Annotated in this window: 18 protein-coding genes; 6 read left to right on the forward strand and 12 right to left on the reverse strand. The window is 72.9% G+C overall.

The features are described from left to right. Positions 1 to 4 precede the first annotated feature (4 nt). The 5 genes from K4B79_RS29600 to K4B79_RS29620 all read left to right on the forward strand — a co-directional run bounded on the left by K4B79_RS29600 (position 5) and on the right by K4B79_RS29620 (position 2,825). On the forward strand, positions 5 to 736 hold the full coding sequence (locus tag K4B79_RS29600; protein ID WP_232030105.1) for a CBS domain-containing protein: 732 nt from the start codon (positions 5 to 7) through the stop codon (positions 734 to 736). A 13-nt stretch (positions 737 to 749) separates the two neighbouring features. Next, positions 750 to 1,259, forward strand: a complete 510-nt coding sequence (locus K4B79_RS29605; protein ID WP_232030107.1) for a flavodoxin domain-containing protein — start codon at positions 750 to 752, stop codon at positions 1,257 to 1,259. 115 nt (positions 1,260 to 1,374) lie between these two features. Continuing rightward, complete coding sequence (locus K4B79_RS29610; protein ID WP_232030109.1) at positions 1,375 to 1,593, forward strand: hypothetical protein; 219 nt, start codon at positions 1,375 to 1,377, stop codon at positions 1,591 to 1,593. After that, on the forward strand, positions 1,590 to 2,567 hold the full coding sequence (locus K4B79_RS29615) for an MBL fold metallo-hydrolase (protein ID WP_232030111.1): 978 nt from the start codon (positions 1,590 to 1,592) through the stop codon (positions 2,565 to 2,567). The genes K4B79_RS29610 and K4B79_RS29615 overlap by 4 nt, the downstream gene beginning before the upstream one ends. Positions 2,568 to 2,600: 33 nt before the next feature. Then, on the forward strand, positions 2,601 to 2,825 hold the full coding sequence (locus tag K4B79_RS29620; protein WP_232030113.1) for a hypothetical protein: 225 nt from the start codon (positions 2,601 to 2,603) through the stop codon (positions 2,823 to 2,825). Positions 2,826 to 2,845: 20 nt separating this feature from the next. Here K4B79_RS29620 and K4B79_RS29625 read toward each other — a convergent pair whose 3' ends face one another. The 3 genes from K4B79_RS29625 to K4B79_RS29635 all read right to left on the reverse strand — a co-directional run bounded on the left by K4B79_RS29625 (position 2,846) and on the right by K4B79_RS29635 (position 4,649). Continuing rightward, positions 2,846 to 3,358, reverse strand: coding sequence for a hypothetical protein (locus K4B79_RS29625; RefSeq protein ID WP_232030115.1), 513 nt, complete (start codon positions 3,356 to 3,358; stop codon positions 2,846 to 2,848). 136 nt (positions 3,359 to 3,494) lie between these two features. Continuing rightward, positions 3,495 to 4,157, reverse strand: coding sequence for a CBS domain-containing protein (locus K4B79_RS29630; RefSeq protein ID WP_232030116.1), 663 nt, complete (start codon positions 4,155 to 4,157; stop codon positions 3,495 to 3,497). A 27-nt stretch (positions 4,158 to 4,184) separates the two neighbouring features. Beyond that, a complete protein-coding gene (locus K4B79_RS29635; protein WP_232030118.1) occupies positions 4,185 to 4,649 on the reverse strand; it encodes a Crp/Fnr family transcriptional regulator in 465 nt (154 codons plus the stop codon). Positions 4,650 to 5,190: 541 nt separating this feature from the next. Between K4B79_RS29635 and K4B79_RS29640 the strand changes: the two genes are divergently transcribed. Then, on the forward strand, positions 5,191 to 6,210 hold the full coding sequence (locus K4B79_RS29640; RefSeq protein WP_232030119.1) for an Acg family FMN-binding oxidoreductase: 1,020 nt from the start codon (positions 5,191 to 5,193) through the stop codon (positions 6,208 to 6,210). A gap of 56 nt (positions 6,211 to 6,266) precedes the next feature. Here K4B79_RS29640 and hypE read toward each other — a convergent pair whose 3' ends face one another. The 9 genes from hypE to K4B79_RS29685 form a co-directional block, all read right to left on the reverse strand. Next, complete coding sequence (hypE, locus tag K4B79_RS29645) at positions 6,267 to 7,301, reverse strand: hydrogenase expression/formation protein HypE (RefSeq protein ID WP_232030121.1); 1,035 nt, start codon at positions 7,299 to 7,301, stop codon at positions 6,267 to 6,269. Next, complete coding sequence (gene hypD, locus K4B79_RS29650) at positions 7,298 to 8,395, reverse strand: hydrogenase formation protein HypD (RefSeq protein WP_232030123.1); 1,098 nt, start codon at positions 8,393 to 8,395, stop codon at positions 7,298 to 7,300. Before hypD ends, hypE begins: the two co-directional genes overlap by 4 nt. After that, positions 8,392 to 9,012: a CBS domain-containing protein gene (locus tag K4B79_RS29655; RefSeq protein WP_232030124.1), complete on the reverse strand. Its 621-nt coding sequence runs from the start codon at positions 9,010 to 9,012 to the stop codon at positions 8,392 to 8,394. Before K4B79_RS29655 ends, hypD begins: the two co-directional genes overlap by 4 nt. Continuing rightward, the gene (locus tag K4B79_RS29660; protein ID WP_232030125.1) at positions 9,005 to 10,354 is read right to left on the reverse strand and encodes a Ni/Fe hydrogenase subunit alpha; all 1,350 of its coding nucleotides are present in this window, start codon (positions 10,352 to 10,354) and stop codon (positions 9,005 to 9,007) included. Before K4B79_RS29660 ends, K4B79_RS29655 begins: the two co-directional genes overlap by 8 nt. Beyond that, positions 10,351 to 11,106 (reverse strand): oxidoreductase, encoded by a 756-nt coding sequence (locus tag K4B79_RS29665; protein ID WP_232030126.1) that lies wholly within the window; start codon positions 11,104 to 11,106, stop codon positions 10,351 to 10,353. Before K4B79_RS29665 ends, K4B79_RS29660 begins: the two co-directional genes overlap by 4 nt. Before the next feature lies 1 nt (position 11,107). After that, a complete protein-coding gene (locus K4B79_RS29670; protein WP_232030127.1) occupies positions 11,108 to 11,914 on the reverse strand; it encodes an FAD/NAD(P)-binding protein in 807 nt (268 codons plus the stop codon). Next, complete coding sequence (locus tag K4B79_RS29675) at positions 11,911 to 12,384, reverse strand: Crp/Fnr family transcriptional regulator (protein WP_232030128.1); 474 nt, start codon at positions 12,382 to 12,384, stop codon at positions 11,911 to 11,913. Before K4B79_RS29675 ends, K4B79_RS29670 begins: the two co-directional genes overlap by 4 nt. Beyond that, positions 12,381 to 13,520, reverse strand: a complete 1,140-nt coding sequence (locus K4B79_RS29680) for a 4Fe-4S dicluster domain-containing protein (RefSeq protein WP_232030130.1) — start codon at positions 13,518 to 13,520, stop codon at positions 12,381 to 12,383. The genes K4B79_RS29675 and K4B79_RS29680 overlap by 4 nt, the downstream gene beginning before the upstream one ends. Positions 13,521 to 13,672: 152 nt before the next feature. Further along, positions 13,673 to 13,930, reverse strand: coding sequence for a HypC/HybG/HupF family hydrogenase formation chaperone (locus K4B79_RS29685; protein ID WP_232030131.1), 258 nt, complete (start codon positions 13,928 to 13,930; stop codon positions 13,673 to 13,675). Positions 13,931 to 13,935 lie beyond the last annotated feature (5 nt).

Consider the following 13,935-nt stretch of genomic DNA (forward strand, 5'->3'; position numbering starts at 1 on the left):
AGCCATGAAGCACAACAAGGTCGGCTCCGTGATGACCACCGAGGTCGTCCGGGTCACCTACGGCACCCCGTTCAAGAAGGTGGCCCGCCTGCTCGGCGAGCACCGCATCAGCGGCCTGCCGGTGGTCGACGAGGACGACAAGGTCATCGGGGTGATCTCCGAGACGGACCTGATGGCCCGCCAGGCGGACATGCCCGACCCGTACGAGCCGAAGAAGCGCTTCCGGTTCGCCGACCTGACGTCCGCCGCGCGGAAGCGGGCGGCCAAGGCCAGGGCACGCACCGCCGGACAGCTCATGAGTGAGCCGCCCGTCACGGTCCACGCCGACAACACGATCGTCGAGGCCGCCCGCACGATGGCCCAGCACCGCGTCGAGCGGCTGCCGGTCCTCGACGAGGCGGACCGGCTGGTCGGCATCGTCACCCGGCGGGATCTGCTCCAGGTCTTCCTGCGGCCCGACGCGGAGATCCGCGCCGAGGTGATCGACGAGGTGCTCGTCCGGGCCCTGTGGCTGCCGCCCCGCAGCATCGACGTCTCCGTGACCGAAGGCGTGGTCACGCTCTCCGGACACATGGAACGCAGGAGCGAGACCGAGATCGCCGTCTCGATGACCCGCCGGATCGACGGGGTCGTCGCGGTCGTCGACAAGCTCTCCTACCGGCTGGACGACGCCCGTGTCCGGCCCCAGGAGCAGGCACTGCACGGTGTGGCCGACGACTGGCTGCGCAGGCTCTGACAGGAGGACCGACATGACCACCGAAGTGCTGGTCGCCTACGGCACGACGAACGGATCCACCGCACAGATCGCCGAGACCGTGGCCGAGGTGCTGCGCAAGGAGGGATTCGCGGCCTCGGCACAGTCGGCCCGGTCGGTGCGGGACGTGACGCGCTACGACGCCGTCGTGGTCGGCGGCGGCCTCTACGCGGGCCGTTGGCACAAGGACGCGCGCCGTTTCCTCCGGCGGAACCGCCAGGCCCTCGCCGAACGCCCGCTGTGGCTCTTCAGCAGCGGCCCGCTCGACGCCTCGGCCTCGGAGAAGGACATCCCGCCCGTACCCGGTGTGAAGCGCGCCATGGTCAGGCTCGACGCCAAGGGCCACACCACCTTCGGCGGCTGCCTGGAGGAGGGCGCGAAGGGCCGGATCGCACGGATGATCGTGCGTAACGGCAAGGGCGGAGACTTCCGCGACTTCACCGAGATCGAGCGCTGGGCAGCGCGGGTCGCCGACGAACTGGCGGGCGCACCGAAGCGGAACTGACCGTCCCCGTGGGCCCGGGCCGGTGGACGTGTCCTGGCCCCTTCACGCAACCACGGCCCGGCCGAGGAGATCGACGAGGCCGACGCCGGGCCAAAGGGAGGAGAGGCAACAGATCATGGCCACCGTCACCGTAGGGGCCGTACAGGAACGGGAGCCCGGCGAACGCCGCGTCGCCCTCGTCACGGAGGCCGGGATCGACGTCCTGGTCGAAACCGGGGCCGGCTCCGGTACCTGGTCCACCGACGCCGACTACAGCGCCGCGGGCGCCGGCGTCGCCGGACCGCGGGGCCTTCCGGGCCGGACGGCCCCGGTTGAGAAGGAGACGACGTCATGACGAGTGTGCGGACAGACCGGGCAGGCGTGCCGGTGACGAGGTCCAGGCCGGCGCTGCTGACGTTCATGGGCGGGGTCGGGACGGTGACCGGCAGCAAGTTCCTCGTGGAGAGCGACCACGCCCGCGTCCTCGTCGACTGCGGTCTCTTCCAGGGCCTCGCCGACCTGCGCAGACGCAACTGGCGCGGACTGCTCTGCGACGCCGCGGACATCCATACGGTCGTGGTCACCCACACCCACCTGGACCACTGCGGATACCTCCCCCGGCTGGTCCGGCACGGTTTCCGGGGACGCGTCGTCACGACGGAGTTCACCGCCCGGCTGATGGAGATCGTCCTGCGCGACAGCGCCAAGCTGCAGACCGAGACCGCCCAGCACGCCAACGAGCACGGCTGGTCCAAACACCGGCCCGCGCAGCCCCTCTACGACGACTCGGACGTGGACCGCACCCTGAAGCTCCTGGACCCCGTCCCGACCGGCACGCCGGTCGACATCGCCGCCGGAACGGAGCTCACCCTGCATCCGGCCGGTCACATCCTCGGCTCCGCCTGGGCGCGGCTCACCCTGGAGGACGGGCACACTCTCGCCGTCAGCGGTGACCTCGGCCGCCCCGGCCATCCCCTGCTGCGTCCGCCGGAGCCGTTCTCGGGGGCGGACGTGCTGCTGATGGAGTCCACCTACGGCAACCGGCGGCACGAGGAGGAGACCGGGCGGTCCCGGTTCGCCGACGTGCTCGCCAGGACGCTGGCCCGCGGCGGCACCGTCGTCATCCCGGCGTTCGCGCTCGACCGTACCGAGGTCGTCCTGCACGAGCTCGCCGCGTTGCGGCAGGAGGGCGGGATTCCCGCGTCGGTGCCGGTCTACGTCGACAGTCCGATGGCGCTCGCCGCCCTCGACGTCTACCGGGCTCCAGTCCTGCGTTCGGTGCCGGACGGCTCATGCCCTTTCGTCCGGGACGCGGTTGGCTGGACATGAGAGGAAACGGCACCGGCCCGGGAGGCGAGGACAGTGGGCACGAGTCCAGCACTGGAGTTCTGGGAGCGGTTCGTGCTCCTGCTGTTCGCGGCGATGGGCACGGGCTTCGTCCTGACCGCGTTCCTCGACGCGCTGAGGCTGCGCCGGGCGAACCGTCGCGCGCACAGGCCGCCTGGGGGAGGGCCGGGATCCGTCGTCGACGGCGTCCCCGAGCCGTGGCCCGCAGCGGAGCCGCGGGCACCTGGATGTGCCGCGTGACGGCGACGGGGCGAACGTGTTCACTGCCGGTCGGCGGTCCGGATGCCGGAGATGAGGCTCGACTCCAGGTCGGACTGGATCATCAGGTATGTGCGGTGGGTCCGGTCACCGGAGTCCTGCCAGGTGAGGGTGACACGGGTCCAGCAGTGGCCCATCCCGCTGTCGTTGTAGACGACCTCCCAGGCGACCGGCACGCCCTTGGCCCGCAGCATGCCGTCCTTGTGGTGGCCGGCCTCCCAACGGGTCAGGGCCGCACGGAACTCGGCGGTGAGGTAGTGCTCGCGCAGCGCTTGGGCCAGCGGGGTGCGGCCGGAGTCGTACAGGACGTCGATGTAGGCGCCGTAGAAGTCGGCGACGCGGTCGACGGTGGACCGTGGACTGCCCTGCCGGGCCGGAGCGGTGACGGTGGTGACCGTGGTGACCGGGGCGTCCTCCTGGACGCCGGTCGCGGTGGCGGCCGGTGCTGCCGCCGCCCCGAGGGGCAGCATCACGACACCCAGACCGACACGACGAAGGGCACGGGGCGACCTCATGGCGTTTTCCTTCCGTGCGGAGAGCGGACGTGTTCCTCAACTCCATTGCACCGCAGCCGAGTTGCCGCCGCCGCGGGCCGGTCGGGCCACCGGGGTGGGCCGACCGGCCCGCGCCGCGCGCCGTGTTCCCGGCCGGTCACCCGGAGGGTGCGGCGCCGGGCACCTCAAGCGTGAAACGGACGTCCACGACGCCCTCCACCGCGCGCACCAGCCGCTCGGCCACGGAGACGAGCGAGACGTCCCGGACCCGGCCGGCGAGCCGCACGACACCGTCGCGGACCTCGACGCGCACGGCGGACGCCGGGGCGGGGAAGAGATACGCCACCACCTCGCGCCGCACCTCCTCGGCGATCTCCTCGTCCTCGCGCAGGAACACCTTCAGCAGGTCGGCACGGCTCACCACGCCCTCCAGCCGGCCCTGCTCGTCCACGACGGGCAGCCGCTTGACCTCGGCGCGCGCCATGATGGGCGCCGCCTGCGCGAGCGTGGCGTCCGCACGGACGGTCAGCGCGGGCGAGGTCATCAGCTCGCCCGCGGTCACCGCGTCGGCCTTCGCGAGGTCGGACAGGCGGCGCATCTGGGTGAGCCGCCTGGGGTCGCTGTCGCGGAACTCCTCCTTGGGCAGCAGATCGGCCTCGGACACGATCCCGAGGACGCGGCCTGCGCGGTCCGTCACGGGCAGCGCGCTGATCCCGCGGTCCTGCATGGTCCGGACGAGTTCCGTGAACGTGGCGCCGCGGTCGGCGGTGGCCACGTCGCGCGTCATCACGTCACTCACGATGTGCGGGGATCCGTGCACGGTGGCTCCTCGACTCGGGCACGGCGGTCAGCGCAGGCCGCCGCTGCCGTACGGGGCGTACAGGTCAAGCAGCCGGGTCCGGGCCGCGTGCAGCCGGTGGGCGACGACCTGCCCCACCCACTGGGAGACGGTCATGCCGAACGCCGGATCGTCCTTGCACAGGTCGCGCACGGCCGCGGCGTCGAACTCGTACGCGCGCACCGGGGAGGTGGCCTCGGCCCCCAGGTGCCACGTGTGCGGCGGGTACAACCAGGACCAGCCGACCAGCTCGTTGTGCCCGAGGGACTCGACGACGGCCGCCCTGCGGCCGGGCACGTGCATGTCGAGATCGACGGTGCCGGTGCGAATGATCCAGAACCGGTCGGCGCGGCCCCCTTCCTCGAAGAGCCGGGTGCCCTGCGGGAAGGACACCTCCCGGGCGATGTTCAGCAGCCGTTGACGGTGCTCGGCGGGCAGCGCCCGCGGCATGTGCGTCGTGGCGGGAGCGTTCATGGGGTGCCTCCAGGAAGGCGGTACGTCCTTGCCTCTTCCAGAGTGGCCGTGGGCGACCGGCCGGACCATGGGCCACCCGGCCCCGGCGGGGGACGTGCGGCCCCCTCGCGTCCGGCGGCGTTTTCGGTACGACGGAGGGCGGGACGTGGGCGACCCCGGCGTGGATGCTCACGCCGGGGTTCTTCGTGTCGCGGGCCGGTGTCGGTGCCTCACGGCCCGCGGCACGGTGGGAAAGATCAAGGGGCGGGCGCCGGGTACGAGGTGCGCGGTTCACCGGTCATGGTCTCCTCCTCCGCCGTCACCTCCAGCGAAGCGCTCGACCCGGGCTCGTACCAGAGCTCCCCGGGCCCGATCGCGGGGCCGTCGGGGCCGTACCTCGGGGGACCGGTCGGCCCTGGGGGACGCGGGTGCGGGAGGTCCCGCGGAACACGCGAGTCCTCCCCGGGGCGGGGGCGACGGGCCGATGTCGGGGAGGGACGTCCGGACCGGGACAGGGTCAACAGACCCCTGTGACCCGGGGCCGGGGGCGGGGACGCTGAGGGTGGACGCTTCCCGAAGGGTGGTGCCGATGATGTCCATGGCGTACCGGAATCCCGGCCGCGCGGTTCTCCACCTGGCCCGTGCCGCGGCCCTGGCACCTTCGCCGCACAACAGTCAGCCCTGGTTCTTCGCCGAGGAGGGCCACGACCACGGCTTCGAGATCCACACCGACGCCGCCCGACGTCTGACGTGGACGGACCCGGGCGGCAGGCAGACCGTCATCGCCGGCGGTGCCGCGCTGTTCAACGTGCGGATCGCCGTACGGCAGCTGGGATTCCGGCCCGTCGTGGACGTGTTGCCGGCGCTCGGCCGGCCGGGCTATCTGGCCCGGGTGGGCTTCGGCCCGTACGCCTCGGCCACCGAGGACGAGGCGCGGATGGCCCGGGCGATCGGCCACCGGCGAACCCGTCGGGGCCCGTTCCTCCCCGGGCGACTGCCCACGACGCTGCTCGACGACCTGCGCGAGCACGCCCGGGCCGAGGGCGCCGATCTGGAGGCCGTCGACACCTCGGACCGGTTGGCGACACTGGCGGAACTGGTACGCACCGCGGAGGATCGGCACCGGGCGGATCCCATACATGTCGCCGAACTCGCGCGCTGCGTCGGACCGTGGGGGCTGCCCGCCGCGATGTGCAGGATCCCCCCGGACCTGACGCTGCTGGCCGGCCGCGACTATCTCGGCGCGGCGCACCGGTACGTCCTCCCGGCCGGCAACCGTCGCGCCGGGACGGGAGCCGTGCTCGTGCTGTCCACCCCCGGCGACGGACCCGCGGATTGGCTACGGGCCGGGCAGGCGCTCCAGCGCGTGCTGCTGCACGCGGCGGCCCACGACGTGATGGCGGCCTTCCACACCCAGCCGCTCGAACTGTCCGACACGCGCGGTCAGGTGCGCGCACGGCTCACCCCGGGGCGCTTCCCGCAGATGGTGCTCAGGCTCGGCCACACGGCGCCGGCCGCCGCCGTGCCACGGCGCCCGCTCGCCGACCTGCTGGTGCGCGATCGGGCGACGGCCGGACGGTGACGGGTGACGACGGATCGGGGCGAAGACCACCGAGTCGGCTTTCCCGATTCCCGCCGTCAGCAGATGCGGGGCAACTGCTCCCCGAGCGGCATGTCCACGATGCGCCGGGCGCCCACCAGGGTCCGCAGCGTGACCCGTCCGCCGGGCCCCTCCGGCAGGACCTCGCCGATGCGTACGGCCTGCGCGCCCTCGGGCAGGGAGCGCAGGGCGTCGAGGGCCCGCCCGGCGGCGTCGGCGGCGACGAAGGCGACCATGCAGCCCTCGTTGGCGACGATCAGCGGGTCCAGCCCGAGCAGGTCACAGGCGGAGGCGACCGCCTCGGGCACGGGAACGGCGCTCTCCTCGATCTCCACGGCCACGGCCGAGTCACGGGCGATCTCGTTGAGGGCCGCGGCCAGACCGCCCCGGGTCGGGTCGCGCAGCACGTGCACCGCGCCACCGATCGGCCCCAGCGCGCGCACCAGCCGGTGCAGCGGCCGGCTGTCGGAGGCGATGTCCCCCTCGAAGCCCAGGCCCTCACGGGTGCTGAGCACGGTCGTGCCGTGCAGTCCGATCGGGCCGGACAGCAGGACCGCGTCGCCGGGGCGGGCCAGCGCGGCGGACGGGTGCAGCGAGCCGTGCCGCTGACCGACGCCGGTGGTGTTGACGAACAGCCGGTCGGCCGCGCCCCGTCCGACGACCTTGGTGTCCCCGGTGACCACCGGCACCCCGGCCTCCTGGGCCGCCTTGCCCAACGACTCCACCACGGACCGCAGTTCGGCCAGCGGCAGTCCCTCCTCGACGATGAGGGAGACGGACAGGGCCAGGGGCCACGCGCCGCGCATGGCGAGGTCGTTGACCGTCCCGTGCACGGCCAGCGAGCCGATGTCCCCGCCGGGGAAGAACAGCGGGCTGACGACGAAGCTGTCGGTGCTGATCACCAGTTCCCGATGGCCGGGAAGCAGCGCCGCGTCCTCCAGGGGACCCGGGCCGGCGTGCAGACCCGGCAGAACGACCCGGTCGAGCAGTTCCGCCGTCAGCCGGCCGCCGGCTCCGTGTCCCAGCAGCACGACCTCGTCCTCGTGGCGCGGGGCGGGGCATTCGATGGTCATGGCGCACTCCTGGTTCGTCCGGCCGCGTGGAAGGCGGCACAGGTCCCCTCGGACGACACCATCGGCGCGCCGAGCGGACGACGGGGCGTGCAGCGGGTGCCGTACGCGGTGCAGTCGGTGGGCAGTTTCGCCCCGGTGAGGATGGCGCCCGCGATGCACTCCGGGTCCTCGGCGGGGCACAGGCCGCCGACCGCGAAACGGCGCGCGGCGTCGAACCGGACGTAGGCGTCCGCGAGTTCGAGGCCGCTGTCGGGCAGCGCCCCGATGCCGCGCCAGGTCCGGTCGGTGACCTTGAACACCGACCGGACCGCGTCCTGGGCGGCGGTGTTGCCCGACCGGCGTACGGCCCGCACGTACTGGTTCTCCACCTCGTACCGGCCCGACTCCAGCTGCCGTACGGCCATCAGGATGCCCTCCAGCAGGTCCAGCGGCTCGAAACCGGTGACCACGATCGGTACCCGGTGCCGGGCGGCGATCGGCTCGTACTCACGCCAGCCCATCACCGCGCACACATGCCCGGCCGCCAGGAAGGCCTGCACCTCGCAGTCAGGGTCTTCGAGCAGCGCGGTCATCGCGGGCGGCACCAGGACGTGGCTGACGATCATCGAGAAGTTGGCCAGGCCCAGGCGGGCGGCGTGCAGCACCGCCATCGCGTTGGCGGGTGCCGTCGTCTCGAACCCGACCGCCAGGAAGACCACCTCGCGGTCGGGGTGCGCGGCCGCCAGGCGTACGGCGTCCATCGGGGCGTAGACCACGCGGACGTCCGCGCCCCGGGCCCGCAGCGACAGCAGGTCGGTGTCGCTGCCGGGCACCCGCAGCATGTCGCCGAAGCTGGTGAGGATCACACCGGGGCGGGCGGCGACGGCCATGGCCCGGTCCAGGGTCTCCAGCGGGGTCACGCACACCGGGCAGCCCGGCCCGTGGATCATGCGCATGCCGGCCGGCAGCAGCTCGTCGATGCCCTGGCGGACCAGGGTGTGGGTCTGGCCACCGCACACCTCCATGATGCGCCAGGGGCGCGTGGCGGTGCCCCGCAGCTCGTCCAGCAGCCGCCGGGCGAGCACGGGATCGCGGTACTCGTCGAGGTACTTCATCGGTGCGTCAGGTCCAGCCGTATGTCGACGACTCCCTCGACGGCCCGTATCGCCCGGGCCACGACGGGCACGAGCGTGCGGTCGGGCAGGGAGCCGCTGAGCACGACCACGCCTTCGCTCACCGACACCTCCAGCTCGGTGAGGACCGGCAGCCGGTCGAGGACGCCGTGCCGGATCTCCTCGGCGATCTCCTCGTCTCCCCGCAGGAAGACCTTCAGCAGGTCGCTGCGGCTGACCACGCCCTGGAGGATGCCGATGCCGTCCACGACGGGCAGTCGTTTGACGTGCCGGCGGGCCATGATCCGGGCCGCCTCGGCGAGCGAGGCGTCGGCGTGCACGGTCACGGCCGGCGTGCTCATCAGCTCGCCCGCCGTGACCCCGCCGGCCTTGGCCCACTCCGCCGGATCGCCCTCGTCGGTGTCCCGGAACTCCTCCTTGGGCAGCAGGTCGGCCTCGGAGACCACCCCGATCACCCGTCCCTCGCCCTCCAGGACGGGCAGTGCGCTGACCTTCCACTGGTCGATCAGCCCGACGATCTCCTTGAAGGACGCGTCGCGTCCGACGGCGATGACGGTGTGGGTCATCACATCGCTCACGGTGAAGGGGGATTCAGGCATCGTGGCCTCCGGGGGTGCGAACGACCGTCAGGTCGAGGAAATGGGTGGAGCACGAGATGCACGGGTCGTGGTTGCGGATCGCCCGCTCGCACAGCGCCGTCAACTCGGCGTCCGTCGGGTCGTGTTCGGCGATGGCCTCCTGGGCCAGCCGGTGCAGGTCGTCCTCGATCGCACCCTGGTTCTGGGCGGTGGGAGGGACCAGCAGCGCGCTGGTCACGATTCCGTCCGCGTCGATCTCGTAGCGGTGGTAGAGGAGTCCCCGGGGCGCCTCGGTGGCACCGTGGCCGGTGCCCGCGACCGCTGGGACCTCGGTGTACGGGTGCTCGGGCGGCTCGTACGTCTCGACGATCCGCAGGGCCTCGCCGACGGCGTACACCGTCTCCACCGCCCGGACGAGGACGGACCGGTACGGATTGCGGCAGACGGCGCCTTCGCGCGGATCGCCCAGACCGGCCTCGACCGCCGCCTCGATCGCGAGCGGCGACAGCCTGCTGCCGCCGACGGCGAACCGGGCGAGGGGGCCGGTGAGATGCAGGTGCCCGTCGAGCCGCGAGTGCAGGGCCGTGGAGTGCGGCACCTGGGTCTCGCGGACCCGGTGGGTGAACTCCCGCACGGGGAAGGAACCGCTGGTCCCGTCCGCGCGCAGGACGGTCGGGGTGCCGCCCTCGATGGCGTAGGTGTCCGGGTCGGCCAGCGCCAGCAGCGAGGCCTTGGTGTGCGCGTCCGGGAACCCGAACCCGGCCACCCAGCGCACGGTCGCCCAGGCGTCGTCCAGCGCCCTTTTCAACTCCTCCGACAGGGAGCGCAGTTCGGCTCGCGCCGGCACCCGGTGGAAGCCGCCCAGGCGGACGTTCACCGGATGCACGGCCCGCCCGCCCAGCAGCTCCATCAGCGCGTTGCCGGCCTTCTTCAGCCGGAGCCCGCGCTCCACCTCGGCCCGGTGCGTGCGTGCCAGGTCGATGGCGCTCGCCCGGCCAAGGAAGTCCGGAGCGTGCAGAAGATGGATGTGCAGGGCCTGGCTCTCGATCCACTCCCCGCAGTACAGCAGCCTGCGCAGCTCCCGGATCGCCGGGTCGACACTCACCCCGCAGGCGTCCTCGATCGCCGCGCACGCGCTCATCTGGTACGCCACCGGGCAGATCCCGCACACCCGGGCGGTGATGTCGGGCGGCTCGGTGTAGGAGCGGCCCCGCAGGAACGCCTCGAAGAAGCGCGGCGGCTCGTAGATCTCCAGCCGTGCCTCGGTGACCGTGCGGCCCTGGACGTGCAGGCGCAGCGCGCCCTCACCCTCGACCCGGGAGAGCGAGCCGACGTGCAGGACACGGGATCCACGGTGGGTCACGACCTCAGCTCCTTGTCGAAGGCGGCGGTGTTGAAGGTGTGCAGGAAGCGCTCCACGGCGTCCTCGTCGAGGCCGTCGCGGCGCAGCAGCGGGATCAGCGCGGGCAGGTTGACCGAACCGGACGGTCCGAAGCAGCCGAAGCAGCCCCGCCGGTACGCCGGGCACAGCGCCCCGCAGCCGGCGTGGGTGACCGGCCCCAGGCAGGGTGTGCCGTGGGCCACCGTGACGCACACCGTGCCGCGCCGTTTGCACTCGAAGCACACGCTGTGGTTCGGCACGTCGGGTTTGCGCCCGGCGAGGAACGCGGTGATCACTTCGAGGAACTGGCGCCGGTCGACCGGGCAGCCGCGCAGTTCGAAGTCGACGTCCACGTGGTCCGACACGGGTGTGGAGGTGGCGAGCGCGGAGATGTACTCGGGGTGTGCGTAGACGGTGCGCCGGTACTCGTCGACGTCCGCGAGGTTCCGGAGGGCCTGGATGCCGCCGGCGGTCGCGCAGGCGCCGATCGTCACCAGATGGCGGGAGGCGGCGCGGATCGCGCGGACGCGCTCGGCGTCCTCGGCGGTGGTGACCGAGCCCTCGACGAGGGTCAGGTCGTAGGGGCCGGGGAGTACCGCGCTGGAGGCCTCCAGGAAGTGGGAGATCTCCACCGCGCCCGCCAGGGCGAGCAGTTCGTCCTCGCAGTTCAGCAGGGTGAGCTGGCAGCCGTCGCAGGAGGCCAGTTTGAACACGGCGAGCTTGGGTGCGCTCATCTCACAACTCCCTCACCGACAGCAGGGGTGCGGCCCGGTCCCAGCCGACGACCGGTCCGTCCCGGCAGACCAGCAGCGGACCGAGCTGGCAGTGTCCGCACGTCCCGGTGGCACAGCGCATGGTGCGCTCCAGCGAGACCCGGATCCGCTCCGGCGGCACGCCGCGGTGGGCCAGGTCGCGGGCCGTGGCCCGGATCATCGGCTCGGGTCCGCAGACGAAGGCCCAGGCCGTATCGGGGTCGAAGGGCGCCCGGCCGAGCAGCTGGGTGACCACGCCCACGTCCCCGTGCCACGTCGGGTCCGGCCAGTCCACCGTCACGCCGGTGTACGCCGTGGGCCACAGATCCAGCTCCGTGCGGGCGATCAGGTCGGCCGGGGTACGAGCCCCCACCAGGACACTCAGCCGACGGTAGGCGCGGGATCCGGCCAGCGCGCCCAGCACGAGCGGCCTGAGAGGGGCCAGCCCGATGCCTCCGGCGACCACCAGCACGTCGCCCCCGCGCGCCCGCGGAAGCTCCCAGCTCGATCCGTACGGACCGCGCAGACCGACGACGTCCCCCACGCGGGCCGCGCACAGTCCCTCAGACACGGCTCCCACGCTGCGGATCGTGTGCGCGAGGCCGCCCGTGGACTGTACGGAACTCACCGACAGGGGGATCTCACCGCGGCCGAAGCAGTGCACCATCGCGAACTGCCCCGGAGCGAAGTCGGCGAGCGCCTCCCCGACCGGTTCCAGTCGCAGGGTCACCGACTCCGAGGTCTCCCGCCGGCGGTCGACCACGAGATACGGAACGGGCACCGCGGTCATGGCGCACCACCGGCGGTGAAGACGGCGGGGGAGCCGTACAGGTCGACCAGCCGGGCGCGGGCCGCGTTCAGCCGGTGGGACAGCACGCCGCCGACCCAGCGACCGACCGCGCGGCCGAACTCGGGGTCGTCGTCACACATCAGACGCACGGCGACGGCGTCGAACTCGTAGGCCCGCACCCGGGTCGTCGCCACGGCGCCCAGCTGCCAGACGTACGGCTCGAACAGCCACGACCAGCCCACGAGGTCGCCGGTGCCCAGCGTCTCGACGAGGGGCGTGCGACGGCCGGGCACGTGCATGTCGAGGCCGACCGTGCCCTCGCGGACGATCCAGAAGCGGTCGGCGCGCCCGCCCTCCTCGAACAGCCGGGCGCCCGGCGGCAGTTCGGCCTCGCGGGCGACACGCAGCAGCCGTTCCCGGTGCTCGGCGGGCAGCGCGTGCTCCAGGCGCAGGGTGATCGAAGGGGTCATCGCTCCGTCTCCGTCTCTTGTTCGGCGCGCAGGGCGGCGACTTCCTCGGTGATGTCGATACCGACCGGACACCAGGCGATGCAGCGCCCGCAGCCGACGCAGCCGGAGCTGCCGAACTGGTCGTGCCAGGTGGAGAGTTTGTGGGTGAGCCACTGCCGGTAGCGGGAGCGCCCCGAGGAGCGCACCGGCCCCTCGTGCAGGAACGAGAAGTCCAGATCGAAGCACGAGTCCCAGCGTTGCCAGCGTTCGGTGTGATCGCCGGTGAGGTCGGTGACCTCCTCCGTCGTGGTGCAGAAGCAGGTGGGGCACACCAGGGTGCAGTTTCCGCAGGTCAGGCAGCGGGAGGCGAGGTCGTCCCAGCGGTCTGCCTCCGGGCTCGCGCCGAGCAGCGCCCGCAGGTCGACCGCGGGCAGGGCACGGCCCATCCGGTCCCGGGCGGCGTCCACGGCGCCGCGGGCGGTGGCCTCGGTGACCATGTCTGCCCTGCGGTGGGGCACGTCGTCCAGGAGCCGGGCGCCCTCCTCGCTGCCGATGCGCACGAGGAAGCGATGGCCGTCGTCGTCGACGATCTCGGTCAGCGCCAGGTCGTACCCGGGGTCGGCCGCGGGGCCGCCTCCCGTGGACACACAGAAGCAGGTGGCGCCGGGCTCGGTGCACTCGGCGGCGATCAGCAGGGCGCCCCGCCTGCGGGCGCCGTATCCGGTGTCCTCGTACCGTCCGCCCGTCAGGACGCCGTCCTGGATCGCGATGGCGCGCAGGTCGCAGGGGCGGACACCGAGGAACGCGTACGACGGCGCCTCGGGTTCGGCGGCGGTGAAGGACACCTCGCCCTCCGGGGTCCGGTCGGCGCTCCACAGGCGCTCGCGCGCCGGGTGCAGCCAGGACTTCCAGGACTGCGGGCCCGCGCTGTGCGCGAAGGCCGCGCCGTCCTCACGGGGAACGAGCCGGTAGCGCCCGGCGTCGAGTTCGACCCCCCAGCCATAGGGCAGTTGGGACGCGGAGGACAGTTCGGCGAGCACGATCGCGCCGTCCCGGACGGTGGGTCCGACGACCGTGCGGCCCCGCGCCAACAGGACCGTGACGAGCGCGTCCAGTCCGTCGGTGTCGATGACGGCGGAAGGTGCGATGGCGGTCATGAGGGTCCTCCTCGCGCGGGGCGCATCCGGGTGCCTCCACCGTCAGCTTCCGGCTGCCGCACCGTCCGCGGCAGGGGCTGACCGGCCCAATCCGGCGGGCCGACCGGGTCGTGACCGGCCGAGCGGCCCGCCTCGGGGCCCGTCGCCGGGCCTCAGGGAAGCGGCTCGCCGAGCTCGCCCTCCACCGCGCCCGCCATGGCGCGCAGCACGTCCAGCGTCCGGTGGGCCTCCGCCTCGTCGACCCGGGTGATCGCGAAGCCGACGTGCACGATGACGTACGAGCCGATGTCCGCGTCGGGAGTGCAGCTGAGGCACACCTCGCGCCGGATGCCGCCGAAGTCGACGGTGGCCATGCGCAGTCCGGCGTCGTCGTGGATCTCCAGGATCCGGCCCGGGATGCCCAGACACATCGCGA

It is taken from the genome of Streptomyces lincolnensis, from assembly GCF_021173675.1.
Lineage (GTDB): Bacteria > Actinomycetota > Actinomycetes > Streptomycetales > Streptomycetaceae > Streptomyces > Streptomyces lincolnensis_B.

Bases quoted from the DNA above. Each gene is read 5' to 3' on its own strand.
- K4B79_RS29680 (WP_232030130.1), bottom strand. From the start codon at position 13,520: ATGACCGCCATCGCACCTTCCGCCGTCATCGACACCGACGGACTGGAC.
- K4B79_RS29655 (WP_232030124.1), bottom strand. From the start codon at position 9,012: ATGCCTGAATCCCCCTTCACCGTGAGCGATGTGATGACCCACACCGTC.
- K4B79_RS29605 (WP_232030107.1), top strand. From the start codon at position 750: ATGACCACCGAAGTGCTGGTCGCCTACGGCACGACGAACGGATCCACC.
- K4B79_RS29615 (WP_232030111.1), top strand. From the start codon at position 1,590: ATGACGAGTGTGCGGACAGACCGGGCAGGCGTGCCGGTGACGAGGTCC.
- K4B79_RS29625 (WP_232030115.1), bottom strand. From the start codon at position 3,358: ATGAGGTCGCCCCGTGCCCTTCGTCGTGTCGGTCTGGGTGTCGTGATG.
- K4B79_RS29600 (WP_232030105.1), top strand. From the start codon at position 5: ATGAAGCACAACAAGGTCGGCTCCGTGATGACCACCGAGGTCGTCCGG.
- K4B79_RS29665 (WP_232030126.1), bottom strand. From the start codon at position 11,106: ATGAGCGCACCCAAGCTCGCCGTGTTCAAACTGGCCTCCTGCGACGGC.
- K4B79_RS29675 (WP_232030128.1), bottom strand. From the start codon at position 12,384: ATGACCCCTTCGATCACCCTGCGCCTGGAGCACGCGCTGCCCGCCGAG.
- hypE (WP_232030121.1), bottom strand. From the start codon at position 7,301: ATGACCATCGAATGCCCCGCCCCGCGCCACGAGGACGAGGTCGTGCTG.
- K4B79_RS29635 (WP_232030118.1), bottom strand. From the start codon at position 4,649: ATGAACGCTCCCGCCACGACGCACATGCCGCGGGCGCTGCCCGCCGAG.
- K4B79_RS29685 (WP_232030131.1), bottom strand. From the start codon at position 13,930: ATGTGTCTGGGCATCCCGGGCCGGATCCTGGAGATCCACGACGACGCC.
- K4B79_RS29670 (WP_232030127.1), bottom strand. From the start codon at position 11,914: ATGACCGCGGTGCCCGTTCCGTATCTCGTGGTCGACCGCCGGCGGGAG.
- K4B79_RS29610 (WP_232030109.1), top strand. From the start codon at position 1,375: ATGGCCACCGTCACCGTAGGGGCCGTACAGGAACGGGAGCCCGGCGAA.
- hypD (WP_232030123.1), bottom strand. From the start codon at position 8,395: ATGAAGTACCTCGACGAGTACCGCGATCCCGTGCTCGCCCGGCGGCTG.